The sequence below is a fragment of the Bdellovibrio sp. MYbb2 genome, assembly GCF_056175685.1.
The window spans coordinates 1-5,348 of the sequence record NZ_JBJKJI010000011.1 but is presented as its reverse complement, the minus strand read 5'-3'; the positions used below and the strand labels follow the sequence as shown (position 1 = coordinate 5,348).

The following is a 5,348-nucleotide window of genomic DNA, read 5'->3' as shown; positions in this document are numbered from 1 at the left end:
TTCGCTCTTTGAAAACTGAATAGCTAGATAAAATAGATTTTTGGGCTCTTTGAATACCGAGTAATTGGTATTCACAATTTCAAAAAATATTCGAACAAACAATAGCGTAAAAGCTAGCTGTTTGCTTCTAAACAGAATTTAAACTGGAGAGTTTGATTCTGGCTCAGAACAAACGCTGGCGGCGTGCCTAATACATGCAAGTCGAACGGGGTAGCAATACCTAGTGGCGCACGGGTGAGGAACGCGTGGATAATCTGCCTTAGAGTGGGGGATAACTAGTCGAAAGATTAGCTAATACCGCATAAGACCACAGGAGCTGCGGCTCTAGGGGTCAAAGGTTTTTCGCTCTAAGATGAGTCCGCGTAAGATTAGCTAGTTGGTGAGGTAACGGCTCACCAAGGCGACGATCTTTAACTGGTCTGAGAGGATGATCAGTCACACTGGAACTGAGACACGGTCCAGACTCCTACGGGAGGCAGCAGTAGGGAATATTGCACAATGGAGGAAACTCTGATGCAGCGACGCCGCGTGAGTGATGAAGGCCTTCGGGTCGTAAAGCTCTGTCGCAGGGGAATAACACAATGAATGTACCCTGTAAGAAAGGATCGGCTAACTTCGTGCCAGCAGCCGCGGTAAGACGAGGGATCCTAGCGTTGTTCGGAATTATTGGGCGTAAAGCGGATGTAGGTGGCTTTGTAAGTCAGATGTGAAAGCCCAGGGCTCAACCCTGGAAGTGCATTTGATACTGCGAAGCTTGAGTGTCGGAGAGGTTACTAGAATTGTTGGTGTAGTGGTGAAATACGTAGATATCAACAGGAATACCGGAGGCGAAGGCGGGTAACTGGCCGAACACTGACACTGAGATCCGAAAGCGTGGGGATCAAACAGGATTAGATACCCTGGTAGTCCACGCCGTAAACGATGGATACTTGTTGTTGGAGGTATTGACCCCTTCAGTGACGAAGCTAACGCGTTAAGTATCCCGCCTGGGGAGTACGGTCGCAAGATTAAAACTCAAAGAAATTGACGGGGGCCCGCACAAGCGGTGGAGCATGTGGTTTAATTCGATGCAACGCGAAGAACCTTACCTAGGCTTGACATGTACTGGAAGACTGGCAGAAATGTCGTCGCCCGCAAGGGTCGGTACACAGGTGCTGCATGGCTGTCGTCAGCTCGTGTCGTGAGATGTTGGGTTAAGTCCCGCAACGAGCGCAACCCCTGCATTTAGTTGCCAGCATTCAGTTGGGCACTCTAGATGGACTGCCGGTGTTAAACCGGAGGAAGGTGGGGATGACGTCAAGTCCTCATGGCCCTTATGCCTAGGGCTACACACGTGCTACAATGGTAGTCACAGAGCGAAGCTAAGCCGCGAGGTAGAGCAAATCGCTTAAAAGCTATCTAAGTTCAGATTGATCTCTGCAACTCGAGATCATGAAGTTGGAATCGCTAGTAATCGCGGATCAGAATGCCGCGGTGAATACGTTCCCGGGCCTTGTACACACCGCCCGTCACACCATGAAAGTTGGCTGTACCAGAAGTCGCTGCGCTAACCGCAAGGAGGCAGGCGCCCAAGGTATGGTCGATGATTGGGGTGAAGTCGTAACAAGGTAGCCGTAGGGGAACCTGCGGCTGGATCACCTCCTTTCTAAGGATTATCCGGTCAATCTTCATCAAGACTTGTTCTTGATAAGTTAAAATGACCCAATCTTAGGTCAACTTACTCTTCCCGAGTAAGTGAGTCCCAAAAATCTATCTAGCTGTTTAGTTTTGAGAGAGTGAAGCCTAACGGGCCTGTAGCTCAGTTGGTTAGAGCACACGCTTGATAAGCGTGGGGTCGGAAGTTCGAGTCTTCCCAGGCCCACCAAGTTCTAATAACTGGAATGCGGTGTAAGTTAGAGTTTTGCTGAACGGTTTTCGTTCTTTGACAATTGAATAGATTGATTTAGTTGATTTTTAGCGAGGTTAGTTCCATTTTTTTAAGCTACAAAGGGCTTACGGTGGATGCCTTTGGCACTAAGAAGCGATGAAGGACGTGGTAAGCTGCGATAAGCTTCGGGGAGTGGCACACACACTTTGATCCGGAGATTTCCGAATGGGGAAACCCACCATTTATGGTATCACTCAATGAATACATAGTTGTTTGAAGCGAACGAGGGGAAGTGAAACATCTCAGTACCCTCAGGAAGAGAAATCAATTCCGAGATTCCCCCAGTAGTGGCGAGCGAACGGGGAACAGCCTAAACCTTATTCATTAATTTGAATGAGGGGTCGTGGGACCGCAATGTGGGACCGGAGAAGTTAGAGTAACAGTCTGGAAAGTCTGGCAAGATAGGGTGATAGCCCCGTACTCGAAAGCTTCGAAGGCCCTAGCGGCATCCCGAGTACCACGAAACACGTGAAATTTCGTGGGAATCTGTGAGGACCACCTCATAAGGCTAAATATTCCTTAGTGACCGATAGTGAACAAGTACCGTGAGGGAAAGGTGAAAAGAACCCCGAGAGGGGAGTGAAATAGAACCTGAAACCGTAAGTCTACAAGCAGTTAGAGACCCTTAAGTGGTCGATAGCGTACCTTTTGCATAATGAGTCAGCGAGTTATGTTTGCATGCGAGGTTAAGCCGTTGTAGGTGGAGCCGTAGCGAAAGCGAGTCTGAATAGGGCGATTTAGTATGCAGGCATAGACCCGAAACCCGGTGATCTAATCATGGACAGGTTGAAGCGAGGGTAACACCTCGTGGAGGACCGAACAAGTTGAGGTTGAAAACTCTTTTGATGATCTGTGATTAGGGGTGAAAGGCCAATCAAACTGGGTGATAGCTGGTTCTCCCCGAAATATATTTAGGTATAGCGTCAGGTAAAAAATATCATGGAGGTAGAGCACTGAATGGGCTAGGGGTCTTTACCGGATTACCAAACCCAAATAAACTCCGAATGCCATTGATATGTTCCCTGGCAGGCAGACTCAGGGTGATAAGGTCATGAGTCGAGAGGGAAAGAGCCCAGACCAACAGCTAAGGTCCCTAAATGCACGCTCAGTGGAGAACGTTGTGGAGTTACTTTGACAACTAGGAGGTTGGCTTAGAAGCAGCAATCCTTTAAAGAAAGCGTAATAGCTCACTAGTCTAGTGACTCTGCGCGGAAGATACAACGGGGCTAAGCGTGTTACCGAAGCTTTGGATTAAGATATTTTATATTTTAGTGGTAGGGGAGCGTTCTAGTGTAGGATGAAGGTTGACCGGTAGGACAGCTGGACGAACTAGAAGTGATCATGCTGACATAAGTAGCGTTGAACTCGGGTGAAAAACCCGGGCGCCGAAAACTCAAGGATTCCTGGGTAAAGATAATCTTCCCAGGGTTAGTCGAGACCTAAGATGAGGCCAAGTGGCGTAATCGATGGCAAAACGGTTAATATTCCGTTACCTAATAAATCGCGCTTAAGGAATGACGGTATAGGATATCACAGCCTCTTATTGGATTGAGGTGTAAGCATGTAGGAGGATCAGTAGGCAAATCCGCTGGTCTTAACTCTGAGGTGTGAATGCGAGGGACTTGTCCCGGAAGTGTGAAAAGCCATGTATCCAAGAAAAGTTTCGTAAGTTTAGTTTTATTAGCTCGTACCGTAAACCGACTCAGGTGAGTGGGGTGAATATCCTAAGGCGATGGGGTGAATTTTGGTCAAGGAACTCGGCAACTTAACACCGTAACTTCGGGAAAAGGTGTGCCCGCGAGAGTGTAAGGATTTACTCCCCAAGCTTTTTCGGGTCGCAGAGAAATGGGAGTAGCGACTGTTTATCAAAAACACAGGTATGTGCAAAGTCTCAAGACGAAGTATACATACTGACGCCTGCCCGGTGCTGGAAGGTTAAGAGGATTAGTTAGCGTAAGCGAAGCTGAGAATCGAAGCCCCAGTAAACGGCGGCCGTAACTATAACGGTCCTAAGGTAGCGAAATTCCTTGTCGGGTAAGTTCCGACCTGCACGAATGGCGTAACGACTTCTCCGGTGTCTCGACCAAATGCCTCGCGAAATTGAATTCTCGGTGAAAATGCCGAGTACCCGCAGAAAGACGGAAAGACCCCGTGAACCTTTACTGTAGCTTGGCAGTGATTTTAGAGTTGGCATGTGTAGGATAGGTGGGAGACTTTGAAGCAGTGGCGCTAGCCATTGTGGAGTCAACCTTGAAATACCACCCTTGGCACCTTTGAAATCTAACCTGCTGCTCTTTACGAGCAGAGGGACACTGTCTGGTGGGCAGTTTGACTGGGGCGGTCGCCTCCCAAAAAGTAACGGAGGCGCGCGATGGTCCCCTCAGCCTGATTGGAAACCAGGCGTCGAGTGCATTGGCATAAGGGGGCTTGACTGCGAGACCTACAAGTCGAGCAGGTGCGAAAGCAGGCCAAAGTGATCCGGTGGTCCCGCGTGGAAGGGCCATCGCTCAACGGATAAAAGGTACTCCGGGGATAACAGGCTTATTCCATCCAAGAGTCCATATCGACGATGGAGTTTGGCACCTCGATGTCGGCTCATCACATCCTGGGGCTGGAGCAGGTCCCAAGGGTTTAGCTGTTCGCTAATTAAAGTGGTACGCGAGCTGGGTTCAGAACGTCGTGAGACAGTTTGGTCCTTATCTTCTGTGGGCGTATGAGATTTGAGTAGACCTGTCCTTAGTACGAGAGGACCGGGATGGACGAACCTCTGGTGTTCCTGTTGTTCTGCCAAGAGCAATGCAGGGTAGCTATGTTCGGAATTGATAACCGCTGAAAGCATCTAAGCGGGAAGCAAACTACAAGATTAGATCTCACTGGGGCTTCGGCCCCCTAAAGACCCCTTGGAGACTACGAGGTTGATAGGCTGAAGGTGTAAGTACAGCAATGTATTGAGCTGATCAGTACTAATAGGTCGTGAGGCTTTTTTAAAAAACATTCTTCTTAGATTTATCTAACGAAGATTTCGTCTCAGAGACTTCCTTAATTGGAACGAGAGACTAGCTCTCTGAATAAGTAAGAGAGTGAAATGTGGAACTAACAGCGACTCGCTAAAAATCAATTAAATCAATCATTCAGTTGTAATGATAAAAAGAAAGTAACTTCTCCATTTGGATTGGAAGTAAGTTGCAAAGAACGAAAAGGTTAGTGTAAGAAGCTAACCACTTTGATTAATAAACGCTTTGCTGGTGTTTATAGCAGAGGGGCCACACCTGATCCCATTCCGAACTCAGAAGTTAAGTCCTCTTGCGGCGATGGTATTGCATTGGTGACAATGTGGGAGAGTAGCACGACGCCAGCTCTATTTTACTTGAACCCGGGTTACGAAAGTAATCCGGGTTTTTTTATGCCCGAAATCTGACGA

The 5,348-nt window shown here is 48.1% G+C and carries 1 tRNA gene and 3 rRNA genes; all 4 read left to right on the top strand.

The window, feature by feature from the left end:
* The first annotated feature begins 140 nt into the window (after window positions 1–140).
* The 4 genes from AC04MQ_RS19245 to rrf all read left to right on the top strand — a co-directional run bounded on the left by AC04MQ_RS19245 (window position 141) and on the right by rrf (window position 5,285).
* Window positions 141–1,645 (top strand): 16S ribosomal RNA (locus tag AC04MQ_RS19245).
* A gap of 142 nt (window positions 1,646–1,787) precedes the next feature.
* A tRNA-Ile gene (locus AC04MQ_RS19240) sits at window positions 1,788–1,864 on the top strand.
* A gap of 110 nt (window positions 1,865–1,974) precedes the next feature.
* A 23S ribosomal RNA gene (locus AC04MQ_RS19235) occupies window positions 1,975–4,915 on the top strand.
* Window positions 4,916–5,168: 253 nt separating this feature from the next.
* Window positions 5,169–5,285 (top strand): 5S ribosomal RNA (gene rrf / locus AC04MQ_RS19230).
* The 16S, 23S and 5S rRNA genes sit together here with 1 tRNA gene alongside, the layout of an rRNA operon.
* Window positions 5,286–5,348 lie beyond the last annotated feature (63 nt).